Origin of the sequence: Bradyrhizobium sp. CCBAU 051011, from assembly GCF_009930815.1 — a bacterium.
GTDB lineage: Bacteria > Pseudomonadota > Alphaproteobacteria > Rhizobiales > Xanthobacteraceae > Bradyrhizobium.
In genome coordinates this window covers 6,552,128-6,567,885 of sequence record NZ_CP022222.1, presented here as the reverse complement: position 1 = coordinate 6,567,885, position 15,758 = coordinate 6,552,128, and the positions used below count along the sequence as shown (strand labels likewise).

Genomic DNA, 15,758 nt, shown 5'->3' with positions numbered 1-15,758 from the left:
CCGCCAAATTCAAGGCTCCAGCCCGCTCTCGCGCAACAGCGGCGCGACATCGGGCGAAGCGAGATAGCGCAGCAACCGATCCGCCTCGCCTGCTTTCTGCCTCGTCGCCATCCGTCCCGCCGAAAACACCGCAGGCGTCTGCAGTTCGCGCGGAATGGGCCCGACCACCTCGATGCCGCCGACCTGCTTCAATTCGCTGATCTGCTGGACCGCGAGATCGGCCTCGCCGGTTACGAGCCGCTCGGCGGTGAAGCCTTGCGGGATGATGATCGCGCGGGCGTTGATGTCGGCGGCAATGCCGAGCCGCTCGATCAGCTTTGCGAACAGGATGCCGCTGGCGCCAAGCCGCGAATAGGCGACGCGCGCGCCGAGCAACGTCGCGCGCAACGCCGCCTCGGTCGCGATATCGGGATGGGCCGCCCCAGCCTTCACGGCGATGCCGACCCACGAGCGGGCCAGATCCACGCAGCTATCCGCGGCCACCCGACCCTCGCGGGCGACCTCGTCGAGCCCCTCGCGGGTCAGGATCACGACATCGGCGGCTTCGCCCGCGCGCAACCGGTCCAGCAGCGCCAATGTCGGCGCGAAATCGGCATCGATGCGCGCGCCGCCTGCCGCCTGATACTGGCCGGCCAGGCTGTGAACGGCACCCTTCAACGCCAGCGTCGAGAGCACGCGGATGGCATCGCTCATCGGCCGCTACACCCGCCGCATCAGCTTCAGCACCGCGGTCATACGAAGGCTGCGCTTGCCGGCGAGCGCAGTCGCTTCCAGCAGCGCGCCTTCCTCGTCGCAGGTGCCGGAAAAGCCGATGCCGACTTCATGGCCGCCGAAGATCGGGTTCTCGCCCATGGCGGGCGTATGCTCCTGATTGAGGATCTGGCCCTTCCAGCGCCCGTTCTCCGAGGTGTAGCTACCGACATAATAGAAGGACGCATCGCCGCCGAGGATGCGGCCCTCGTTGAGCAGCATCACGCCGGTGAGGCCGCCCTCGACGCCGTCGAGCAGACGCACGTGGATGGAATAAAGACCGTTGACGATACCTCTCTGGCCGACACCGCCAGCGATCGGTATGGCGTCCTGCTCGATCGGCGTCATCACCGAATGGAACGCCACGCCCGGTAATTCCTTCAAGCCCCCTTCAAAGCGGTAGAGGTTTCCGTCCGCCCTGCCCTTCGCCAGCAGCGTGGCATCGTCGGTGCCGGCCATCGCGCGATAGTTCGGGTCCGGGTTGTGGCGCACCGTCTGAATCACGACGTCGACACCGTCGTCCTGCTTTTCGTAGGTGCCGATATGGGCGAAGGCGGAATTGCCGCCCAGCATCCTGCCGTCGCGCGCATACATCACGCTGCGGCCGACCGAAGCGCCAAGCTGAAACCTGACCTTGTAAAATCCCTCAAACAATGCCGTGTCCCCGGCAAGCTCACGGTCCGTTGTCTAGCGCGGTTAATAACCCAGGGGAACGGCCTTGAACGGCCGGCTCCAATTCAACCCCATCAAGACGCCGTGTCATAAAAACGCAAAGATCCGCCAAGGCGGTTTCGCTTTGGCGGATCAGCTTTTGCCCCCCGGTGTTACCGGGACGTATCGTCAGTTCTTAAGCCGCGGCCGCCTTGGCGCCGGTCGGGACTTCCGCGATGGTCTTCAGGATCTGCGAAGCGATCTGGTAGGGGTCGCCCTGGGAGTTCGGGCGGCGGTCTTCCAGATAGCCCTTGTATCCGTTGTTGATGAAGGAGTGCGGAACGCGGATCGAGGCACCGCGGTCGGCCACGCCGTAGCTGAACTTGTTCCAGGGCGCGGTCTCGTGCTTGCCGGTCAGGCGCTTGTCATTGTCCGGCCCGTAGACGGCAATGTGGTCCATGAGATTCTTCTCAAAGGCACCCATCAGCTTCTCGAAGTATTCCTTGCCGCCGACTTCGCGCATGTACTTGGTCGAGAAGTTGGCGTGCATGCCCGAGCCGTTCCAGTCGGTATCGCCGAGCGGCTTGCAGTGGAATTCGATATCAATGCCGTAGCTCTCGGTGAGGCGCAGCATCAGGTAGCGGGCCATCCACATCTGGTCGGCAGCGGTCTTGGAGCCCTTGCCGAAGATCTGGAATTCCCACTGGCCCTTCGCCACCTCAGCGTTGATGCCTTCGTGGTTGATGCCCGCGGCGAGGCAGAGGTTGAGGTGCTCTTCCACGATCTTGCGGGCAACGCTGCCGACGTTCGAATAGCCGACGCCGGTGTAGTACGGGCCCTGCGGCGCCGGATAACCGTCCGAGGGGAAGCCGAGCGGACGGCCGTCCTTGTAGAAGAAATATTCCTGCTCGAAGCCGAACCAGGCGCCTTCATCGTCGAGGATGGTCGCACGCTTGTTCGACGGGTGCGGGGTCTTGCCATCGGGCATCATGACTTCGCACATCACCAGCGCGCCGTTTTCACGCGCGGCATCCGGATAGACCGCGACCGGCTTCAGCACGCAATCGGAGCTGTGGCCTTCGGCCTGCATGGTGGACGAACCGTCAAAACCCCAGAGCGGAAGCTGTTCCAGCGTCGGGAACTTGTCGAATTCCTTGATCTGCGTTTTGCCGCGCAAACTCGGCGTCGGCGTATAGCCGTCGAGCCAAATATACTCGAGCTTGTACTTGGTCATTGAGCCTCTCTTGAGTTGCTTCTGTGAAATGCGGAAGACCGACGCTTGAAATCTGAGGTGTGACGCCCAGCCCCCGGAGGTCTTTCCGCATACGTGTACCCGGCCACGTAGGCCACGTCCCCCTAAGCATGGAACGTGCCAATCGCTGCAGTGCGGCATCAGTCATCCACAGGGCTTGCCGGCAGCGGCCTAAAATAAAAGCTGCGACATAGAAGCGCGGCGGGCCTGCAAATCCGGCGCTTCGGCGGCTCTCCTGCACAGTGAATCCAGCCCATTTCTCCGGCATTTCCGCCTGTCCGCCGCTAGACGCTTAAAGCTGTGGCACCCTTTCGAAGTCCTTGTGCGGGCAGCCGGCCTCCCCGAGCAACCATCCCGTCGGCCCACGCGTTGGTCACGCGATGGCTGCCTCGCAGGAAGCAGCGCCGAAACTGCCTACGAAATAGACAAAAGCTGCCGCTCTCTTGATCACTTGCACCCGCCCGGGGCACCGACAATATCGACTCACGTAACCAGTCAAGAACGAGTCGGGCGCAGCATGCAGCATGGAGGCTCGCGCTTCGACATAAGGAGACTTGCGATGATGACTACGGGTTTGAATCAGGGGACCGCCAAGATTTACCAATTCCCCACCGGGGGCCGGGCGGCTCTCGGCGGACGTCGCTATGGCGAGACCAAAGCCGTGACCGAGTTTGCCGCTGCCCAGCCGGTCAACCTCGCTGACTGCTGCGATAGCTGGTACCACGCCGCGGCGATCCAGGACGCCCAGACCGAGCGGGATCACTGATGCCTGGGAGGTGTTTGGCAGAGATGCGCCCGGCAAACGCGGCGCGGACGGAGAACTAGAAAAGGGTCGGAACGAAATCGTTTCGGCCCTTTTTCATGTCTGCTCGCACGTCGTGGTCCGCCGTCTGGCGTGCTTGAGCGTGGTAACCCCGGCCTTGGTGATCCGTAAGGTCACGCCCTTCCCCTGATAACGCGAGCCCGAAAGGGTCCAACGCCTCGGCAGCGTCACCGCCTTGCCGTCCAGTTGCAGATGGGCGCGTTTGTCGTACTGGAAAAATCCGACCATGAATTGCGATCCGTCGGTGCAACGATAGTTCCGGAAGCTGGACTGCGCCGACGCCGGCGATGCCGTAACTGCAACCGCGGCGAGGCCCAGCGCCGCGCCAAAAATCGTGATGTTCCGCCGATTCATGTTTCGCCCCCGTGAGAGTTCAGTATAGACGAGACGGGCCGGAACGACACCCGATCCGTTCCATATTCTCCGTTCGAACCCCTGCTGCATTGATGTCAGATTCTCCTGCCCGCCATCTCAACCTCTCCGGCGCCAGCAATTTCCGCGACCTCGGCGGCTATCCCACCAGCGACGGCCGGACCGTGCGCTGGCGGCAGATTTTTCGCTCCAACCATCTCGGTCATCTCACCGGTGACGATGTCTCCGTGCTGCGGGAGCTCGGCGTGCGCAGCGCGTTCGATTTTCGCGGCACCGAGGAGCGCACCGCCGCCCTGTGCGGCATGCCGGAAATCACCGTCCACTCGCTGCCGGTCGAACCCACGGTGGTCGCGGCGCTGCGCGCGATCGTGGCTGCCGGCACACCGCTGTCGACGGACCACGCCGTCGAGGTGATGCGCGACTCCTACCGCAGCTACGTACAGAAGAACACGCGGCACTACCGGGCGCTGTTTGCGCATTTGCTGGAAGACCGCGCGCCGCTGGTGATCCATTGTACCGCCGGCAAGGATCGCACCGGCTTTGCCTGCGCGCTGATCCTGCATGCGCTCGGCGTTTCCGAGGACATCATTTCGGAAGACTATCTCCTGACCAACCGCTTCTACCGGCGAGATCCCAATCACAGCACCGACCTGCCTGACGACATCAGGCAGGTGCTTGGTTCGGTGCAGGCCTCGTTCCTCGCCGCCGCGTTCGAGGCCATCGACGCCGACTACGGCGATCTCGAGACCTATCTCCGAGAGGGCCTCGGTCTCGGCGAAGCCGAGCGCGCCCATCTCGAAGCGCGCTATCTGCAAGGCTGACAACGCAGAAAGAGAGCCCCGACGCTGCGCGCGCCGGGGCTCCTCTCTCGGATCGCCAAGGCTGGGTACTTCCGCCAACCCGACAATCCTAAACTCGGGAATACCGCTCCGCTTCTCCGGCAAGCCCTACAGGCAGAATACAGTGCCTTGGTGAACAGCTGAATACCTCGGACGGGCTACCCTCACACTCAGGGGGCGCAGTATGCGACGAAGTCCGCGGCATTCGCAACGACGCGCTGCCACGTCGCTTTAGAAGCAGAGCTGACACGGACCGAAATGATGAGTACGCACCCTAATCCGCCTTCACCCGCCGCATCGACACGACCTGCGCGGACGGCTTGCCGCCTGTCGTCCGGACGTTGACGTGTACCTTGTAGTCGTTGCTGGTTTCGCTCTTGGGCACATGGAGCATCGCGGTAAAGCGTAGGCGGCCGCGCGCATCGAGCGTCACCGGCTGATCCGTCCTCACGCGGAAGGAATTACCCTGGCGATTTCGCGGCGGCAGCCTGGCCGTCATGACAGGCTCGACCAGCGCACGCAGATCGAGCTTCGTCGCCGTCCCACCATCAATCCGGTAGTAGGCAAAGGAATCGCTTTCCCAGCGGCTGTTCGCAACCTCGATGACGGATCGGCTGTCCGGCGACCAGGCGGCAATCAATTCGTAGCGGTTCGCGCGCATCGCGCCCGTCGCCCAATACTTGCCGGCGAGCTTGGCAAGCACCGCGCCATCGCTGATGCGGATCAGGACGTTTTCGATATCGTCGGGAATATCGCTGCCTGACGGCAGGCCCTGCGCGCTGCGCCAGGCGAACGCGTAATCCTTCGCGGGCGAAATGGTGTCGGCGACGACACGCATCGCGGCCTTGCCCTCGCCGCAGACAAGCCCGCCATGTTGATCGGCGACGCAGGCCTGGGCATGCACGGCCGTCGCCTGCTGCACATGCAACGCGAGGAGAACGAGTGGAAAGACCAGAGCGCGACGCATACCGCGACCTTACTCCCCGCGCACGGGCCGTAAAGCGGGCCGTGGCAGTTGCGGAAGGCCGCGCCTATCGGCTCAGGCCGCCGCTTCCATTTCCATTTCGGCATCGAGATCGGCGATGACGTCCTCGAACGCCGAGATCGCCTGCTGGATCGCGGCGATCTGCATCAATTCCCAGCTCGAGACCGGACCGCTGCGATTTTGCAGCGCTACGACCAGGTCGCGCCGCTGCTCCTTAAGCTGAACAAGCGGTAAACCGTGATCTACCAAACCCATGACAAATTCCCCTGCCTTTTGTTGGTGTCCGGTTCTAGCGAACGGAGTCTGCAAACGGCTTACAGAACTCCGGCAAATTTTATCGATTTGCCTCGTACCGTAGTCTTACGTGACGCCGTCCATTTCGACCGCCCGCTCGATCGCGTCGGAAAGGGCATGCGTGATGCAATTGGTCGCCCATTCGCCGGTATGAAGGTGGGAGTTTTCTCCATCGTCCAGATCGAGGATCGGAATGCCGTCGTCGACCCAGCGCTTCATCAGCGCGAAGCGGCGGAAGACGTTGACCCCGGCCTTCTCTCCAATGGCCGTTATCCGCTTCACCATCGCGTTGGACTGCTCAAGGTGGGCTTGGTCAACCATCACTTGCGTATATTGCAGGTCCATCAGCACCACATCCATCTGCAAGCCGGCCAGCCAATCAAGACCGACCGTGATCGCCTCTCCCACTTCATCCGGATTATAGCTGGCGCTCCGATATACGGCGTTGGTGCCGACCTGCCAGATGACCAGCGCCGGTGTTTCATCGATCACATCGGTCTCGAGGCGCGATAATTCCTCCGGAGACTCCTGTCCCTTGATCCCGCGATTGAGCACGTCGATCATCCGGCCGTAGAAATTGAATTTGTTCCGCAGGAGCAACTCCAACCGGGGCGGATAAGGCAAGACCGGCAGGACGCCCGCCGTCGAGGACGATCCAATTGCGACGATCTTGACCTTTCGCCTGTACCTGAGAGCTTCCTTGAAATACCGCAGCGGGTATTTGAAGCTGACGAGATCGGGATGCGTCTCGCAGGGCCTGGTCGCGTCGGGCATGTGACATCCTCCGCGGGAGCGATTGGTCGCGTGCTCGTATTTGGATACTGAAATTAGCCGCATTGCAAATGAAAAGCTCTCGGCGCTAGGCTGCGATCCCCCTGTTTCCTCGGCGTACGGAGGCCATCATGGACGGAAAGGTCATTGTGGTGACGGGGGCTCTCGGCGCACTTGGCAGCGTCGTCGTCGACGAGGCGCTGGCGCGCGGCGCCAGGATTGCGAGCGTCGATCACGCCCCGACGCAAGCGCCGGCAACAGCCGATCTGTTCGAACTTGGCGGCGTCGATCTCACCGACGCGGCGCAAGCCAGGAAAGCCATCGACACCGCCGCATCGCATTTCGGCAAGCTCGATGCGCTGATCAACATCGCCGGCGGCTTCGCCTTCGAAACGGTGGCGGATGGCGATCCCAGGACATGGCAGCGGATGTACGCGCTCAACGTCATGACCGCGCTGAACGCATCGCGCACGGCGATCCCGCATCTCGTCGCATCGGGTGCCGGGCGCATCGTCAATGTCGGCGCAATGGGCGCGCTGCAGGCAGGTGCCGGCATGGGCGCCTACGCTGCCTCCAAGGCCGGCGTGCATCGCCTCACCGAGGCGCTTGCCGCCGAACTGAAGGGCAAGATCACCGTCAACGCCGTGCTGCCGTCGATTATCGACACCGCAGCCAACCGCGCCAGCATGCCCAAAGCCGATTTCGCCAAATGGGTGGCGCCGAAGGAATTGGCCGAGGTGATCCTGTTCCTCGCCAGCGACGCGGCGAGCGCCATCACCGGCGCGCTGCTGCCGGTGAACGGGAGGGTTTAGATCGCATCTCCAGCCATTCAGTCGCACGGCTTTGCGCTGCGCTTCGGGGGTGTTATATTGTTGAAATGACAACAGCCGAAGACATTGAAAAGGCCGTCGAGCAACTGCCGCCTCGAGAATTAGCGAGGTTTCGTGCCTGGTTTGAAGCGTTTGACGCCGATCGATTCGACGCAGCCATCGAACGTGATGCGCACGCCGGCAAGCTCGACGCCTTTGCAGAGGAGGCCGTTGCGGCATATCGCGCCGGCAAATCCCGGGACTTGTGAAACACTCAGCATCGCCAAGGTTTTGGGACGCTTACCGAACATTGCCTTCCCCGATCCAGAAGTTGGCTGATGCCAACTTTGCGTTGCTCAAGCGCGATCCGCGCCATCCTTCGCTCCAATTCAAAAGAGTCGGTCGGTATTGGTCTGCCCGTGTCGGACTGCGGTATCGTGTCTTGGCTGTTGAAGTCGACGATGTCTATGTTTGGTTCTGGATAGGCTCTCACGCTGACTACGATCGGCTAATCGGCTAGTCTTCGACATCCACCAACTTCCGCAGCACCGCCTTGAAGCGGATGCTGCGCTTGCCCGCGAGTGCGGTGGCTTCGCCTTCGGCGCCATCGGCGTCGTAGGTGCCGGAAAAGCCGATGCCGACTTCATGGCCGCCGAATATCGGCCGCTCGCTTATGGCCGGCGTATGTTCGCGGTTGACGAGTTCGCCTTTCCATTTGCCGTTCGCCGCCGAATACGCGCCGATATAATCGAAGAACGCGTCGCCGCCGCGGATGCGGCCGTCGCGCAGCATCATGACGCCGGTATTGCCGGCATCGATGCCGTCCAGCATGCGAATGTGGATCGAATACAGTCCGTTGCCGATCGCGTCAGGCCCGACTTCACCAGGCGCCGGCGCGTCGGTAACATCGATCGGGGTCAGAACGGTCGTGAAATGGACGCCGGGCAAGGCCGCGCTGCCGCCCTCGAAGTGAATTCCCTCGCCGCGAGGCTTGCCCGTGAAGTTCATCACGGCATGTTCGACCTCGAACATCGGCACGTATCTGGGATCGTGATAATGGCGGGACATCGTCACCTCGCAAGAGACGATGCCATCAGCCTCGGTGAAGCTGCCGACAAAGGAAGAGCCGGAATCGCCGCCATAGAGCCTGCCGCCCGCGGTCGCGAACATCACGCCCGAACCTTCCCCGCGCTCCGTCGTGAAACGGAATTTGTACAGTCCTTTCAGCACGCCCCTGCTCGCTTCTAGTCCGGCAAATACCATTCGACCCGCGAACACTGGATTCGCAGGTTCCGTCCATTTGCCGTATGGCCTTGTCCCCGGCGCCCAGAATAGCCGCCGCAGTGCGGCCCGATCAAACGCTTTGCCGGAATTCGGCTAAAGTCCGGACATTGAGTCGCGGCCACGGCGCCGCCGGAGCAGATTTTGGAAACCGCGCTATATCTCCCCGTCAAACGCTTCCTCGAAAAGCTCGGCTTCACGGTCAAGGGCGAGGTCGGCGGCTGCGACCTGGTCGCGCTGAGCGGCGACGACCCGCCGATCGTGGTGATCGGTGAACTGAAGCTTTCCTTCAATCTGGAACTGATCCTGCAGGCGGTGGACCGCGCCGGCGCCGCCGACGAGGTCTGGCTCGCGGCCAAATTATCCGCGCGCGGCAAGGGCCGCGAAAGCGACGCGCGCTACCGCAATCTCTGCCGCCGGCTTGGTTTCGGCATGCTCGCCGTCACCAATACCGGCGATGTCGAGGTGATCGTGAAGCCGCCGACATCAGCCCCCCGCCGCGACCCCAAAAAACGCTCGCGCCTGATCGCGGAGCATCAGAAGCGCAAGGGCGATCCCGTCCTGGGCGGATCGACGCGCGCGCCGATCATGACGGCCTATCGCCAGCAGGCGCTGGCTTGCGCCTCGGCGCTGTCGGGCGGGCCGCGACGCGTCCGGGACCTGCGCTCCGAGATTCCCGATGCCGGAAAAATCCTGCTGCATAACGTCTATGGCTGGTTCGATCGCGCCGAGCGCGGTATCTATGTCCTCACCGATGCGGGCCATGCCGCGTTGAAGCGCTGGCCGCAACAGCCGCTGGATCTGCCCGCGGCCGGCAATTCCGCGCCCTGACGCGCGGACCGATCAAAATATCGAAACCGCACGGCCAACCAGATTTGAGGGATTGTTGACGCATGGCTGTATTGCCATGCGAAATTCATATTGCAATGCAACATTAGGGCACCTAGGTATCTCGGCAAGTCAATGCGAGGCCCCTATGAGCGAAGACTGGAACACGAAATACGGCACACGACGCGTCCGGCGGGATCCGCCGACGCTGGAGGAGGCAATCTTCGCCGCGGTGGGAATCACCGACGATCAGCAGCAGCAGGCGGAAATCGCCGCCGCACTGATGGGGCTGCCCTATGAGGAAGTGCTGGCGGAAGTGAAGAAGACCGGCCGCGCGATGGCGCGATCGGCGACCCGCGTCATCGCGGGCGAAGCGGGCGCGCAGCGCTCCGTCGTGGTCGAGCGCCGTGTCGTCAGGCGCTTCGGCAACGACAAGCGCACCGGCACCTGACAAGATCAAAACATTCACTGAATTGTGTCCAGCGAATCGCCCCTTGGGCAATTCGCTGGATTTGAACGTGCGTCCCTGGCTTACGAGGCGCCCCACTCCGACGGCGCGGTACTAGCCATCCGAAGCAGCATTCGCCAATAGGCGCGGTTGAAGGCCACGGCCGCGCGCGTTGCATTCACCGCGTTCTCGACCCAAGACGTGGCGAACTCGGCCTGATCATATTTCGTCAGATCGATCGTGCCGGTCGATTCGCCGTGGCGGAAGACGAGTTGCGCGCCGAACTTGCTGGCAAGTGCCCGCATCGCCTCGTTCTGCGCGCCGGTGGTGATCCGCAGGCTCTTGTAGCCCTTGGCCCGCGCCACCGCGATCAGCTTGCGAAACAGGATGCTGCCGACGCCGCGACGGCGCACCGACGCTTCAACGCTGAAGGCGATCTCGGGAAGCGAATCCGGCGACTGATCCGGCGGATGCAGCTCTGCCGCGCCCCGAACCACGCCATCTTCGAAGAAAGCAATGATGACCGTGCCGTCATTGGCGCATTTCTCGGCGTAGCGCTCGATGAAGCTGTCGTCCATGAAGCCATGGAAACGGTCGCGGCGGCTGATGCGATCAAGCCGGAGCAGGTGATCGCGCAACAGCGGCAATTCTTCCTGCTGGCTGAGCGTGCGCACGCTGCTGTTGGCGAGCGCGGCCGCAATAACGGTGAGGTACATAGTCCAAAACTCCTCTCAGAAAGGCCCTTCGAGGAGGCGTCGAATCCCTAGACCACCAATATTGTGCGTCGCAACATCAAATACAAGACCAGGTTGCTCCGCATACTGCCTTAAATAACAGCAATGTTTGCAGCGCTTTAGCGGCGGCGCCATTAACCAATTGTTAAGATTCGCCGCCCGGCGCAGACTGGCATGGCGCCTGCTTATTTCCGAACAAACCAAGGCTTAAGGCAACACACCCGGATTGCTCGCGGAGGCCCGTTGTGGCTGTGGTGCTCGACACGCGTTCATGCCTCCCGGACCGCCGGCTTGCGGTGTGGCAGGACATCGTCTGCGACACTTTCGTTGGCCTCGACTGCAAATCGGATTTGCGCGGCGCGTTCTGGGGCTCGGTATCGCAATCCAGAATCGGGCCTGCGGCGTTCACGCGCGTCGATTCCACCGCGCAGCGGGTATTCCGCACGCCGTCGCGAATTGCGCGCGCCAGCGAAGATTTCGTGCTGATGGCGCTCGGCAACAGCGGCGTGAACGGCGTCTTCCAGGACGGCCGCGAGGCGATCGTCTCCGCGGGACAATTCGTCATCTACGACACCACCCGCCCCTACGAGCTGCGCTTCGACGACTGCTTTTCGCAGACCATCCTGCAGATGCCGCGCAAGCTGTTGCAGCAGCGCATCGGCTCGTTCGATGGTTTGACCGCAACGACGTTCGCCGGCGATCGTCCGCTCGAACGGCTGACCTATGATTTCGCGCTCAATGTCAGCAAGACGATCGAACAGGTTGATCCCGCCGCCGCAAGCCGCCTGCTCGACCAGGCGCTCGACCTGCTGGCGATGACGCTGGCCGACAGGCTGCATGCGCGCTTGCCGGATCAGTCGGCCCACCGCTCGGCGCTGCTCTATCGGCTCAAGAACCATATCCTGACGCATCTTGCCGATCCCGAATTGTCGCTGCCGCGCACCGCAGCCGCGGTCGGAATCTCGCCGCGTTACGCCAGCGACCTGATGGCGGACGAGCAGACCTCGTTCCGCTTCTATGTGCAGACCCAACGGCTGGAACGCTGCAAGCGCGACCTTGCCGACCCCGCCTGTCAGGCCCGGCACATCGGCGAGATCGCCTTCGCGTGGGGCTTTAACGACCTCGCCCATTTCAGCCGTATCTTCAGGCAGCGTTTCGGCGTCTCGCCGCGCGAATGGCGCGAGCGGCCCGGCAAATAGCGGCAGTCCCCTCCGTCTGGTCACGCCCCCTCAGCCATTCATCTGCCGGTTACGACAAGTTTTCGTTCCGCCGCGGACAAGCGACGGCCGTGGCCGTGGCGGTAGGCTCGCTCCCAGCAAGTGTCGGTCAAAAATGCGAAGAGGATGGTGCGATGGGTCTGGTTCATCAGAAATACAAGGTGGCGGTGGTGCAGGCGGCGCCGGTTTTTCTCGATCTCGACGCCACCGTCGACAAGACCATCTCGCTGATCGAGGAAGCTTCCGCGAACGGCGCCAAGCTGATCGCGTTTCCGGAAACCTTCATCCCCGGATATCCGTGGCAGATCTGGCTCGGCGCGCCGGCCTGGGCGATCGGCCGCGGCTTTGTGCAGCGGTATTTCGACAACTCGCTCGCCTTCGACAGCCCGCAGGCGGAAAAGATCCGCCAGGCCGTCAAACGCGCGAGGCTGACCGCGGTGCTCGGATTGTCCGAACGCGACGGCGGCAGCCTCTACATCGCGCAATGGCTGATCGGTCCCGACGGCGAGACCATCGCCAAGCGCCGGAAATTGCGTCCGACCCATGCCGAACGAACCGTGTTCGGCGAAGGCGACGGCAGCGATCTCGCGGTTCACGATCGCGCCGACGTCGGCAGGCTCGGCGCGCTGTGCTGCTGGGAGCATCTGCAGCCGCTGTCGAAATACGCGATGTATGCCCAGAACGAACAGGTGCATGTCGGGGCATGGCCGAGCTTTTCACTTTACGATCCGTTCGCGCATGCGCTCGGCCATGAGGTCAACAACGCCGCCAGCAAGGTCTATGCGGTCGAAGGCTCCTGCTTCTTCCTCGGCCCCTGCGCGGTGGTCTCGCAGGCGATGATCGAAGAGCTCTGCGACTCTCCTGAAAAGCACGCCTTCCTGCATGCCGGCGGTGGCCACGCCGTGATCTACGGGCCGGACGGCAGTTCGCTTGCCGAGAAACTCCCGCCCGATCAGGAAGGCATTTTGTACGCCGATATCGATCTCGGCATGATCGGGGTGGCGAAGAACGCCGCCGATCCGGCCGGGCATTATTCGCGGCCCGACGTCACGCGGCTGCTGCTCAACACCACGCGCGCCAACCGCGTCGAGCATTTCTCGCTGCCCGTCGATGCCGAAGTCTTGAGCGAAATCAGGCTGCAGGCCTGAACGCGTCCATCCTGACAAGGAGCAGGCCGATGGAATCCGCAATCCCTGCACATCTGCAAACCGCGCGAACGCGTCACCGCCGCGTCGGCGACGATTATGCGCCGCCCTACCCGTCGTTCGTGGCGCGGCACAAACCGAGCGTCACGCGGGTGGTGATGGCCTATTTCGGCCTCCAGACCCGCGGAACGCCATCGATCGCTGCCGAGCAGGCGCTGGCCCGGCTTGCCTCGGATTTCGCGGCCAAGGACGGCCCGACGCATTGGGACCGCGCGCGCTATGTTGACGAGGCCGGTTTCACCAACGCGGTCACGGTGGCCTATTGGGACGATCGGCAAACATTCGATCGCTGGTTTCTGCCCACGCGCGAGCGCTGGACCGGCGGCGAGCGAACCAATGACGGGTTCGGCACTTTCATCGAGGCGCTTTACCCCTCCGTGGAAGGCTATGAGACGTTGTTCTCTTCCCTCGGCAGGCCGGAGGGCGTCGCCGTTCTCGCCGACGGCATGAGCGGCGAAGTGTTGGAGCACGCCTATTGGGGCGGCATGCGCGACCGCATCCCGTTGTCGCAAACCAGCGAGATGGCGCCATCAGGCTCGGCCCGCGCCGTTCGTGATGGCGCACGCGTCCGCATCATCCCGCACGACAATGTCTGCCTGATCCGCTCTGGCCAGGATTGGGGCGACACCGAAGCCGCCGAACGCAAGATGTATCTCGGCGATGTCGAGCCGGTGCTGCGCGAGGGCATGGATTTCCTGCGCGACCATGGCCGCTCGATCGGCTGCTACGCCAACCGCTACATGACGGTGGTTGGCCCCGACGGCGCGGCGACCGAAAAATCCTACGGCATGAGCTGGTGGAAAAGCCTGTCGGCGCTCGAACGTTGGGCGGAATCGCACCCGACCCATGTCAGGATTTTTGGCGCCGCCATGAAATACCTGTCGACGCTCGGGCCGGCCGCAAAACTGCGGCTCTACCACGAGGTCACCATCGCCCGCGCCGACGAGCAGCTTTTCGAATATGTCGATTGTCACCCGCAAACCGGAATGCTGAACGCGGTGGAAGCGGCCTGAGACCCCCGTGAGAATGCAGCCGTCATGGCCGGGCTTGTCCCGGCCATCCACGTTTTTCTAACTTCATTGAAGCAAAGACGTGGATGCCCGGCACAAGGCCGGGCATGACGAACTTGCGCCAGGCGCTGACGCTACAGCACCATCTGGGTTTGGGTGACGATCGCGACCAGCTTGCCGTCCTCGGTTTCCAGCCGCGTCTGCCAGACCTGGGTGCGGCGTCCCCGATGCACCGGCGTGGCGGTGGCGATTACGGTCGATCCTTCCTTGGCGCCGCCGATGAAATTGGTCTTGCTCTCGATCGTGGTCGTGCCCTTGGCGTCCGCCGGCAGGTTGATGACGGTCGCCGCTGCGCCAACCGAATCCGCCAACGCCATCACAGCGCCGCCGTGAATCGTGTTCCGCAGCGTGCAGAGATCTGGCCGCACCAGCATCTTTGCTACCACCCGATCCTGTCCTGCTTCCGTGAAGGTCACGCCCTTCAGTTCCGCGAACGGCATTCTCATCGACTGGATTTTCTCGAGCGGCGTCATTCGTCCTCCGGCCTTTCTTCGACGTGATTTCCCGGGCAGAATGGCGGCTGCCGGTAAATGAGGCAATGACCTCCGAGGTAATGGCTGCCGTGACATGCGGGCCGAAATTCGGCATTCTCCGGCATGCGCCAGTTCCCACCCCGCCGGATCGTTTGCCTCACCGAAGAGACCGTTGAGACGCTGTACCTGCTCGGCGAGCAGGACCGCATCGTCGGCGTCTCCGGCTATGCGGTGCGGCCGCCGCAGGTCCGCCGCGAGAAGCCGCGGGTCGCCGCCTTCATCTCCGCCGACATTCCGAAGATTTTGGCGCTCGAGCCGGATCTCGTGCTGGCCTTCTCCGACCTTCAGGCGGACATCGTCGCCGATCTGGTGCGCGCCGGGATCGCCATCCACGTCTTCAACCAGCGCGACATCGCCGGCATTCTCGCGATGGTCCGCACGCTCGGTGCTATGGTCGGGGCGGCGGGGCACGCAGATCAACTCGCGAGAAACTTCGAAGAGCGCCTCGCACGCATCGCGGCGACGCCCCGGCCCGCGCCGAAGCCAAAGGTCTATTTCGAGGAATGGGACGATCCACTGATCTCCGGCATCGGGTGGGTGTCCGAACTGATTGAGATCGCCGGCGGCGAGGACGCGCTGCCGAACTTGCGGTTTCAGCAGGCGGCCAAGGACCGGATCATTTCGCCTGATGCGGTGCGCGACGCGGCGCCCGATGTGATCCTCGCCTCCTGGTGCGGCAAGAAGGTGGTGCCGGATCGTATCCGCCAGCGTCCCGGCTGGAGCGATATCCCGGCCGTGCGCAACAACCGCATCGTCGAGATCAAGTCGACGATCATCCTGCAGCCCGGCCCGGCGGCGCTGACGGATGGGCTGGACGCGATCGTGAAGGCGTTGTGGCCTTCGCCGGTGTCGTAGGGTGGGCAATGGAGCGTCAGCGACGTGCCCACCATTCTAGC

21 protein-coding genes are annotated in these 15,758 nt (G+C 63.1%); 11 read left to right on the top strand and 10 right to left on the bottom strand.

The window, feature by feature from the left end:
- Positions 1 to 9 precede the first annotated feature (9 nt).
- The 3 genes from ACH79_RS30820 to ACH79_RS30810 form a co-directional block, all read right to left on the bottom strand.
- A complete protein-coding gene (locus ACH79_RS30820; protein WP_161854304.1) occupies positions 10 to 693 on the bottom strand; it encodes a substrate-binding domain-containing protein in 684 nt (227 codons plus the stop codon).
- Positions 694 to 699: 6 nt separating this feature from the next.
- On the bottom strand, positions 700 to 1,404 hold the full coding sequence (locus tag ACH79_RS30815) for a hypothetical protein (protein WP_161854303.1): 705 nt from the start codon (positions 1,402 to 1,404) through the stop codon (positions 700 to 702).
- A gap of 193 nt (positions 1,405 to 1,597) precedes the next feature.
- Positions 1,598 to 2,635, bottom strand: a complete 1,038-nt coding sequence (locus ACH79_RS30810; RefSeq protein WP_161854302.1) for a glutamine synthetase beta-grasp domain-containing protein — start codon at positions 2,633 to 2,635, stop codon at positions 1,598 to 1,600.
- Between the two features lie 580 nt (positions 2,636 to 3,215).
- Here ACH79_RS30810 and ACH79_RS30805 point away from each other — a divergent pair.
- Positions 3,216 to 3,419 carry a DUF2735 domain-containing protein gene (locus ACH79_RS30805; protein WP_371419299.1) on the top strand — a complete coding sequence of 68 codons (204 nt, stop codon included), beginning with the start codon at positions 3,216 to 3,218 and terminating at the stop codon, positions 3,417 to 3,419.
- Between the two features lie 93 nt (positions 3,420 to 3,512).
- Here the strand turns inward: ACH79_RS30805 and ACH79_RS30800 are convergent, their stop codons facing one another.
- Positions 3,513 to 3,830, bottom strand: coding sequence for an MliC family protein (locus tag ACH79_RS30800; protein WP_161854300.1), 318 nt, complete (start codon positions 3,828 to 3,830; stop codon positions 3,513 to 3,515).
- Positions 3,831 to 3,922: 92 nt separating this feature from the next.
- On the opposite strand from ACH79_RS30800, the gene ACH79_RS30795 reads away from it, so the two are divergent.
- Positions 3,923 to 4,669 (top strand): tyrosine-protein phosphatase, encoded by a 747-nt coding sequence (locus ACH79_RS30795; protein WP_161854299.1) that lies wholly within the window; start codon positions 3,923 to 3,925, stop codon positions 4,667 to 4,669.
- A 292-nt stretch (positions 4,670 to 4,961) separates the two neighbouring features.
- On the opposite strand, the gene ACH79_RS30790 is transcribed toward ACH79_RS30795, so the two are convergent.
- The 3 genes from ACH79_RS30790 to ACH79_RS30780 form a co-directional block, all read right to left on the bottom strand.
- Positions 4,962 to 5,654 carry a hypothetical protein gene (locus tag ACH79_RS30790; RefSeq protein ID WP_161854298.1) on the bottom strand — a complete coding sequence of 231 codons (693 nt, stop codon included), beginning with the start codon at positions 5,652 to 5,654 and terminating at the stop codon, positions 4,962 to 4,964.
- A gap of 72 nt (positions 5,655 to 5,726) precedes the next feature.
- Complete coding sequence (locus ACH79_RS30785; protein WP_161854297.1) at positions 5,727 to 5,927, bottom strand: hypothetical protein; 201 nt, start codon at positions 5,925 to 5,927, stop codon at positions 5,727 to 5,729.
- 105 nt (positions 5,928 to 6,032) lie between these two features.
- Complete coding sequence (locus ACH79_RS30780) at positions 6,033 to 6,740, bottom strand: SGNH/GDSL hydrolase family protein (protein WP_161854296.1); 708 nt, start codon at positions 6,738 to 6,740, stop codon at positions 6,033 to 6,035.
- Between the two features lie 128 nt (positions 6,741 to 6,868).
- Between ACH79_RS30780 and fabG the strand changes: the two genes are divergently transcribed.
- The 3 genes from fabG to ACH79_RS44385 all read left to right on the top strand — a co-directional run bounded on the left by fabG (position 6,869) and on the right by ACH79_RS44385 (position 8,066).
- Positions 6,869 to 7,549, top strand: a complete 681-nt coding sequence (fabG, locus tag ACH79_RS30775; RefSeq protein WP_161854295.1) for a 3-oxoacyl-ACP reductase FabG — start codon at positions 6,869 to 6,871, stop codon at positions 7,547 to 7,549.
- Between the two features lie 65 nt (positions 7,550 to 7,614).
- On the top strand, positions 7,615 to 7,815 hold the full coding sequence (locus tag ACH79_RS30770; RefSeq protein WP_161854294.1) for a hypothetical protein: 201 nt from the start codon (positions 7,615 to 7,617) through the stop codon (positions 7,813 to 7,815).
- Entirely contained in the window at positions 7,812 to 8,066 is a 255-nt protein-coding gene (locus tag ACH79_RS44385; protein ID WP_246738200.1) for a hypothetical protein, read from the top strand. The genes ACH79_RS30770 and ACH79_RS44385 overlap by 4 nt, the downstream gene beginning before the upstream one ends.
- Here the strand turns inward: ACH79_RS44385 and ACH79_RS30765 are convergent.
- Positions 8,063 to 8,776: a GrlR family regulatory protein gene (locus ACH79_RS30765; protein ID WP_246738199.1), complete on the bottom strand. Its 714-nt coding sequence runs from the start codon at positions 8,774 to 8,776 to the stop codon at positions 8,063 to 8,065. The genes ACH79_RS44385 and ACH79_RS30765 overlap by 4 nt on opposite strands.
- 195 nt (positions 8,777 to 8,971) lie before the next feature.
- On the opposite strand from ACH79_RS30765, the gene ACH79_RS30760 reads away from it, so the two are divergent.
- Together ACH79_RS30760 and ACH79_RS30755 are read left to right on the top strand one after the other, a co-directional pair.
- Entirely contained in the window at positions 8,972 to 9,658 is a 687-nt protein-coding gene (locus tag ACH79_RS30760) for a DUF2161 domain-containing phosphodiesterase (RefSeq protein ID WP_161854292.1), read from the top strand.
- A 145-nt stretch (positions 9,659 to 9,803) separates the two neighbouring features.
- Positions 9,804 to 10,106 (top strand): hypothetical protein, encoded by a 303-nt coding sequence (locus ACH79_RS30755; protein WP_057862860.1) that lies wholly within the window; start codon positions 9,804 to 9,806, stop codon positions 10,104 to 10,106.
- 80 nt (positions 10,107 to 10,186) lie between these two features.
- Here the strand turns inward: ACH79_RS30755 and ACH79_RS30750 are convergent, their stop codons facing one another.
- A complete protein-coding gene (locus ACH79_RS30750; protein WP_161854291.1) occupies positions 10,187 to 10,819 on the bottom strand; it encodes a GNAT family N-acetyltransferase in 633 nt (210 codons plus the stop codon).
- Positions 10,820 to 11,082: 263 nt separating this feature from the next.
- Between ACH79_RS30750 and ACH79_RS30745 the strand changes: the two genes are divergently transcribed.
- The 3 genes from ACH79_RS30745 to ACH79_RS30735 all read left to right on the top strand — a co-directional run bounded on the left by ACH79_RS30745 (position 11,083) and on the right by ACH79_RS30735 (position 14,272).
- Positions 11,083 to 12,036 carry a helix-turn-helix domain-containing protein gene (locus ACH79_RS30745; protein WP_161854290.1) on the top strand — a complete coding sequence of 318 codons (954 nt, stop codon included), beginning with the start codon at positions 11,083 to 11,085 and terminating at the stop codon, positions 12,034 to 12,036.
- A gap of 152 nt (positions 12,037 to 12,188) precedes the next feature.
- Complete coding sequence (locus tag ACH79_RS30740; protein WP_161854289.1) at positions 12,189 to 13,202, top strand: carbon-nitrogen hydrolase family protein; 1,014 nt, start codon at positions 12,189 to 12,191, stop codon at positions 13,200 to 13,202.
- A gap of 29 nt (positions 13,203 to 13,231) precedes the next feature.
- Entirely contained in the window at positions 13,232 to 14,272 is a 1,041-nt protein-coding gene (locus tag ACH79_RS30735) for a phenylacetaldoxime dehydratase family protein (RefSeq protein ID WP_161854288.1), read from the top strand.
- A 131-nt stretch (positions 14,273 to 14,403) separates the two neighbouring features.
- Here ACH79_RS30735 and ACH79_RS30730 read toward each other — a convergent pair whose 3' ends face one another.
- Positions 14,404 to 14,802 (bottom strand): PaaI family thioesterase, encoded by a 399-nt coding sequence (locus ACH79_RS30730; protein ID WP_161854287.1) that lies wholly within the window; start codon positions 14,800 to 14,802, stop codon positions 14,404 to 14,406.
- Between the two features lie 123 nt (positions 14,803 to 14,925).
- Here ACH79_RS30730 and ACH79_RS30725 point away from each other — a divergent pair, with 123 nt between their 5' ends.
- Positions 14,926 to 15,717: a cobalamin-binding protein gene (locus ACH79_RS30725; RefSeq protein ID WP_161854286.1), complete on the top strand. Its 792-nt coding sequence runs from the start codon at positions 14,926 to 14,928 to the stop codon at positions 15,715 to 15,717.
- The last annotated feature ends 41 nt before the right edge of the window (positions 15,718 to 15,758 follow it).

Bases quoted from the DNA above. Each gene is read 5' to 3' on its own strand.
- ACH79_RS30820 (WP_161854304.1), bottom strand. From the start codon at position 693: ATGAGCGATGCCATCCGCGTGCTCTCGACGCTGGCGTTGAAGGGTGCC.
- ACH79_RS30810 (WP_161854302.1), bottom strand. From the start codon at position 2,635: ATGACCAAGTACAAGCTCGAGTATATTTGGCTCGACGGCTATACGCCG.
- ACH79_RS30805 (WP_371419299.1), top strand. From the start codon at position 3,216: ATGACTACGGGTTTGAATCAGGGGACCGCCAAGATTTACCAATTCCCC.
- ACH79_RS30800 (WP_161854300.1), bottom strand. From the start codon at position 3,830: ATGAATCGGCGGAACATCACGATTTTTGGCGCGGCGCTGGGCCTCGCC.
- ACH79_RS30795 (WP_161854299.1), top strand. From the start codon at position 3,923: ATGTCAGATTCTCCTGCCCGCCATCTCAACCTCTCCGGCGCCAGCAAT.
- ACH79_RS30790 (WP_161854298.1), bottom strand. From the start codon at position 5,654: ATGCGTCGCGCTCTGGTCTTTCCACTCGTTCTCCTCGCGTTGCATGTG.
- ACH79_RS30785 (WP_161854297.1), bottom strand. From the start codon at position 5,927: ATGGGTTTGGTAGATCACGGTTTACCGCTTGTTCAGCTTAAGGAGCAG.
- ACH79_RS30780 (WP_161854296.1), bottom strand. From the start codon at position 6,740: ATGCCCGACGCGACCAGGCCCTGCGAGACGCATCCCGATCTCGTCAGC.
- fabG (WP_161854295.1), top strand. From the start codon at position 6,869: ATGGACGGAAAGGTCATTGTGGTGACGGGGGCTCTCGGCGCACTTGGC.
- ACH79_RS30770 (WP_161854294.1), top strand. From the start codon at position 7,615: ATGACAACAGCCGAAGACATTGAAAAGGCCGTCGAGCAACTGCCGCCT.
- ACH79_RS30755 (WP_057862860.1), top strand. From the start codon at position 9,804: ATGAGCGAAGACTGGAACACGAAATACGGCACACGACGCGTCCGGCGG.
- ACH79_RS30750 (WP_161854291.1), bottom strand. From the start codon at position 10,819: ATGTACCTCACCGTTATTGCGGCCGCGCTCGCCAACAGCAGCGTGCGC.
- ACH79_RS30740 (WP_161854289.1), top strand. From the start codon at position 12,189: ATGGGTCTGGTTCATCAGAAATACAAGGTGGCGGTGGTGCAGGCGGCG.
- ACH79_RS30735 (WP_161854288.1), top strand. From the start codon at position 13,232: ATGGAATCCGCAATCCCTGCACATCTGCAAACCGCGCGAACGCGTCAC.
- ACH79_RS30730 (WP_161854287.1), bottom strand. From the start codon at position 14,802: ATGACGCCGCTCGAGAAAATCCAGTCGATGAGAATGCCGTTCGCGGAA.
- ACH79_RS30725 (WP_161854286.1), top strand. From the start codon at position 14,926: ATGCGCCAGTTCCCACCCCGCCGGATCGTTTGCCTCACCGAAGAGACC.